This window comes from Luteibacter yeojuensis (assembly GCF_000964085.1).
Lineage (GTDB): Bacteria > Pseudomonadota > Gammaproteobacteria > Xanthomonadales > Rhodanobacteraceae > Luteibacter > Luteibacter yeojuensis_A.
The window spans coordinates 1-4,885 of the sequence record NZ_JZRB01000074.1; the positions used below are offsets into that span (position 1 = coordinate 1).

Consider the following 4,885-nt stretch of genomic DNA (forward strand, 5'->3'; position numbering starts at 1 on the left):
GCGCGCTTGCGCGCGATGCTCTTTAAACCGGCAGGTACTCCTCAGCCAACACCTTGGCCGGTTCCTGCAGGAAGTTGCCCTGCACGAAATCGACGCCGCACGCGAACAACAGCGACGTGCTCACGGCGTCCTCGACCCACTCGGCCACCGTCTGCTTGCCACTCTCATGGCCTTCCTTGCAGATTTCCGCAATGCGCTTCTGGTTCTCGGGGTGCTGCGGCAGGTCGGTCATGAAGCTGCGGTCGATCTTGAGGTAGTCCGCTTCCACGTGGTTGAGCATCTGGAACGAGTTCAGGCCGGAGCCGAACTGCTCGATCGCGAACTTGCCACCCGACTTGCGCCATGCCGACGAGAACTCCTGCGCCTTGCGCAGCATGGTGAGCACCTTCGATTCGGGCATCTCGACCACCAGCGTGCTGCGGCGGAGCTTGGCGGTCTCCAGGCGGCGGCGCAGCCACGGCAACAGGTCGGGGTCGTCGAGCGACTGCGCGGTGAGCTTCACGAAATAGGTGGTGGTGAGGCCATCGTTCTCGCGGTGCGCGAGGGCGTCGATGGCGTGGCCAAGCACCCAGCGGTCGATGGCGGGCAACAGGCCGTTGCGCTCGGCGACGGGGAAGAAGTACGAAGGCAGCACGTCGCCCTTGGGGCCGCGCATGCGCACCAGGATCTCGTAGAACTCGCCCGCGGCATCCTGCAGGCTGATGATCTGCTGGTGGTACAGGCGCAGGCCATCCTGGGCCAGGGCATCACGGACCAGGTCGAGCCAGTACTGCTCGCGTTCGGCGTCGGCCTTTTCGCGGGCGGCGGGGTCGTGCAGTTCCACGCGGTTGCCGCCCTGGTTCTGGGCGTTGCGCAGGGCGCCGCTGGCCTGGTCGAGCACCGTTTCGGCGTTGGCGTTTTTCTCGGCCAGCAGCACGCCGCCGACGGTTACCGTGAGGGTGAACGAGCGGGTGCCGGCATCGACGATGGCATCGGCCACGGCGGCACGCAGGCGCTCGGTGAGGGCCGCGTGCTCAAGGTCGCTACGCGGGCCGAGCACGAGGCCGAACGTGTGGTCGCCCAGCACGCCGGCGACGTCGTCATCGCCATCGAGCATGTCGCGGATGCGCGTGGCCAGCGTCACCAGCACCTGGTCGGCGTTGCCGATGCCCGCGGTGGCCACCAGCTCCTTCCAGTTATCCGGCTCGACCAGCACGATGGCCTGGCCCTGGCGGCCGGCTGCCGCGGCGGCCACGGCCTCGTCGATGTGCTCGAGCGTACGGGCGCGGTTGAACAGGCCGGTGACCGGGTCGTGGTAGAGCTGCGCCATCAGGGCCGGGTCGACCGTCTGCTGGCGGAACACGATCTGCAGGCAGGCTTCGCCTTCGAACGTGGCCTGGGCGAACTCCACCAGGGCCTTGAAGGTGCTGCCGTCGTCACGACGGGCCAGCAGCTCCATGGGCGGCGGGGTTTTCTCACCCTTAGACACGGCGCGTAGCGCGCCCTTGAAGTCGTCCGCGTGCGTGCCGGAGATAAGGTCGAGGATGGGCAGGCCGATGATGTCGTCGTATTCCTGGAAGCCAAAGGCCTCCAGGTAAGCCTGGTTCACGCGCACATGCATGCCCTCGTGCACGTAGGCGATGGCATCGCGCGAGGAATCCAGCAGCGAATCGCAGCGGCGCTCGGTTTCGCGCAGCGCGGTTTCCAGGCGGCGCACCTGCCTGCGCATGGACAGCGCGCCGAACTCGCGGTGCACCGTGGCAAGGATCTGGTCGTGGCGGCGGCGCAGGGCCACGCCACGCACGCCGCCGGCGAGCAGGTCCGAGACCGGGTCGTCCTCGAGGCGCTCGAGCACCGCGATGGTGGCTAGGTCGCGGCCGCTGGCATCGAGCTGGCGCAGCACGGCGGCGGTCTCGATGCCCGGGGTGCCCGGGTTGAGCAGCACCAGGTCGGGTATCTGTTCATCCAGGCAGGCCTGGATCTCGTCGGCGCTGGTGGCGCGCGACGGGCGCACGGCGACACCGCCGTTGCGCAGGACATTGATCAGCAATTCCGCCTCTTCCACCGATGATTCGATGAAGAGGACGCGGATGACGTTGTCGTGCTTCATGGTTGTTATTCGATTACCGCTGTTCCACCCTGCGCCCCGGTTGACCGGTACGCGCCCCCTGTCGCGGTCCCGGCCGGCCGGAGCCGGCGGGATGGCACCATACTAGCGCGCGAAATCGGCAATAGGACGCTTCGAGGGGTCGCCCGGCAGTTCTCTTACGAGTTTTGGGACAAGGTAGCCGGGTAAACGTGCCCGGAGTGTCTCCACCAGGCCAAGCGCGGCCTCGTCGGGAACCTCGAAGTGGGCGGCCCCGGTCACCTTGTCAAGCTGGTGCAGGTAGTAGGGCAGCACCCCGGCGGCGAAGGACCGCTCGCACAGGCTGGCGAGGGTATCGGCGTCGTCGTTCACCCCACGCAGCAGCACCGCCTGGTTCAGCAGGGTGGCCCCGGCCGCGCGCAGGCGCGCGCAGGCCGCGTCCACGCTGGCATCGAACTCGTTGGCGTGGTTGGCGTGCAGCACCACCACCTTTTGCAGGGGTAGCGCCGCCAGCCACTCGACGAAGGCATCGTCCACGCGCTCGGGCAGCACCACGGGCAGGCGCGTGTGGATGCGCAGCCGGATGACGTGGGGCAGGGCCGCCAGGCCGCGGGTGAGCTCCGCGAGCTTGTGCGTGGCCAGCGAGAGCGGGTCGCCCCCTGAGAGGATGAGCTCGCGGATCGAGGTATCGGCCGCCACGTGGGCCAGCGCCTCGCGCCACTGGGCCGCGGCGGCGATCTCCTCCCCATAGGGGAAATGGCGGCGGAAGCAGTAGCGGCAGTTGATGGCGCACGAGCCGCTGGCGATGAGCAGGGCCCGGCCATCGTACTTGTGCAGCAGCCCATGGCCCGCCCGGGCGGCCATGTCGCCCACGGCATCGACGCTGTAGCCCGGTGCCCCGGTGTGTTCCAGGGCCCGCGGCAGCACCTGCAGCAGCAGCGGGTCGTTGGCGTCGCCCGGGCGCATGCGCGCGGCGAAGCCCCGTGGCACCCGCAGGGGGAAGCCGGCGTCGTCGGGCGGGACCAGGTCGTCGCGGTGGGCCAGGCCCACGGCCTGGAGCAGGTCGCGGACGTCGGTGATGGCGTCGCGCCAGGCCTCGCGCCAGCCCTGGATGGGCGTCGGTAGGCGGGGAGTAGGGCTTGCGGTTATCATGGTGGGCCTATTTTAGCCGCCCCGTGGGCGGATTCACTCTCTGGAGCAGCAACACATGGCGAGCCTTGGCCTCAACGACGTCAAAACGGGCAAGAAGATCCTCCACAACGGCGACCCCTGGGTCATCACCGAGGCGGACTTCATCAAGCCGGGCAAGGGCCAGGCCTTCACCCGCATCCGCGTCCGCAACCTCAAGGACGGCCGCACCACCGAGCTCACCCTCAAGTCCAGCGATTCGTACGAAGAAGCCAACGCGACCGACACGGACGCCAGCTTCTCCTACATCGAGGGCACGGGCGACGAGCGCGAGTGGGTGTTCATGCACTCCGAGACCTTCGAACAGTACCGCGCCAACCTGGCCGCCATGGGCGATGCCTGGAAGTGGCTGAAGGGCGATGAGCAGTGCGTCATCACCATCTTCAACGAAACCCAGATCATCGCTGTCCAGGCGCCGAAGTTCGTTGAGCTGAAGATCGTCGAGACCGACCCGGGCGTCCGCGGCGATACCTCGGGCGGCGGCGGCAAGCCGGCCACGCTCGAAACCGGCGCCGTGGTCCGCGTGCCGCTGTTCGTCAACCAGGACGAAACCATCAAGGTCGATACCCGCACGGGCGAGTACGACAGCCGCGTCAAGTAAGGCGGCATCGTTCCACGCACGACACGGCACGGCCGCCCCATGGGCGCCGTGCCGTTCGCTTATCAGGCACAAGGAAACCGCATGCGAGGCCTCCTCCGTGGCATCCCCCTGCTGGCACTAACGGCCACGCCGCTGGCCCGCGCCGCCGACGCGCAGGCCTGCGGCGCGGCGGATACCGCCACCGTGGCGCAATGGGCGAAGCTCGCTGGCAAGGCCGTCGTGGCCTCCGCCTGCAAGGCCATGCCCAACGCACCGGGCACCACCATCGCGGTAATGGCATTCGACGCCGGCGACGAAACCAAGGACCAGGTGGTCGCACTGGTCGAGGGCGGCAAGGTGGTCGCGGCCAACCGCGCCACCATCGAGGAGGACGCGACCACCGAGGTCGGCAGCTTCCGCGTCGATACCGCGCCCTACCGCCTTTCGCCCACCGTGCGTGCCTTCGGCACCGTGTTCCACAGCGACGCGCGCGGCGCGAGCTGCCCCGATGCCGGCGCCAGCGAAGAACTGACCCTGTGGGTGCGCGAGGGCGATGCGTTGCGCCCCGTGCTGGGCACGAACCTCGCCGGGTGGACCACGGTGGAGGGCAGCGACTGCATGGGTAGCGACCACAGCACCACCGACGCCGCGACCATCACCATCGCGGTCGAGAAGACCAGCAGCCATGGCTTCGCCGACCTGTCGCTGAACGCGGCCGTGGTCGCCTCCGTGCGCCGCGACCAGCTGGTCTCGCACCCCGACGACCCCCGCACCGCGCGGCTGGTGCTCCATTACGACGGCAAGTCATACGGCAGCGATATGTTCCGTGACTTCTGGTATCCCGATTCCGTGAGGCCCAAATGAGCGGCACTGAAACCAAAGACATCGATCTCCTCATCGAAGCCCGCTGGGTGGTTCCCGTGGAACCGCATGGCGTGGTGCTCGACGACCACGCGGTGGCCATCGACAAGGGCGAGATCCTCGCCATCCTGCCGGCCGACGATGCCCGCAAGCACTACGCGCCGCGCGAGCGCGTGTCGCTGGGCGAGCAC

General features: G+C 68.4%; 4 protein-coding genes and 1 pseudogene. 3 read left to right on the forward strand and 2 right to left on the reverse strand.

Going from position 1 to position 4,885, the window contains the following annotated elements; all coding sequences use genetic code 11:
• Positions 1 to 22: 22 nt before the first annotated feature.
• The gene (locus tag VI08_RS19725; protein ID WP_045831351.1) at positions 23 to 2,089 is read right to left on the reverse strand and encodes a GGDEF/EAL domain-containing response regulator; all 2,067 of its coding nucleotides are present in this window, start codon (positions 2,087 to 2,089) and stop codon (positions 23 to 25) included.
• A 102-nt stretch (positions 2,090 to 2,191) separates the two neighbouring features.
• A complete protein-coding gene (epmB, locus tag VI08_RS19730; protein WP_045831352.1) occupies positions 2,192 to 3,217 on the reverse strand; it encodes an EF-P beta-lysylation protein EpmB in 1,026 nt (341 codons plus the stop codon).
• 55 nt (positions 3,218 to 3,272) lie between these two features.
• On the opposite strand from epmB, the gene efp reads away from it, so the two are divergent.
• The 3 genes and pseudogenes from efp to VI08_RS19745 all read left to right on the forward strand — a co-directional run.
• Complete coding sequence (gene efp, locus VI08_RS19735; protein ID WP_045831353.1) at positions 3,273 to 3,854, forward strand: elongation factor P; 582 nt, start codon at positions 3,273 to 3,275, stop codon at positions 3,852 to 3,854.
• A gap of 81 nt (positions 3,855 to 3,935) precedes the next feature.
• Positions 3,936 to 4,697 carry a hypothetical protein gene (locus VI08_RS19740; protein ID WP_045831354.1) on the forward strand — a complete coding sequence of 254 codons (762 nt, stop codon included), beginning with the start codon at positions 3,936 to 3,938 and terminating at the stop codon, positions 4,695 to 4,697.
• Positions 4,694 to 4,885, forward strand: a pseudogene (locus VI08_RS19745) (TRZ/ATZ family hydrolase); the annotation flags it as partial. The gene VI08_RS19740 and the pseudogene VI08_RS19745, both read left to right, overlap by 4 nt.

Excerpts from the sequence above, each read along its gene's own strand:
- VI08_RS19725 (WP_045831351.1), bottom strand. The coding sequence starts at position 2,089 with ATGAAGCACGACAACGTCATCCGCGTCCTCTTCATCGAATCATCGGTG.
- epmB (WP_045831352.1), bottom strand. The coding sequence starts at position 3,217 with ATGATAACCGCAAGCCCTACTCCCCGCCTACCGACGCCCATCCAGGGC.
- efp (WP_045831353.1), top strand. The coding sequence starts at position 3,273 with ATGGCGAGCCTTGGCCTCAACGACGTCAAAACGGGCAAGAAGATCCTC.
- VI08_RS19740 (WP_045831354.1), top strand. The coding sequence starts at position 3,936 with ATGCGAGGCCTCCTCCGTGGCATCCCCCTGCTGGCACTAACGGCCACG.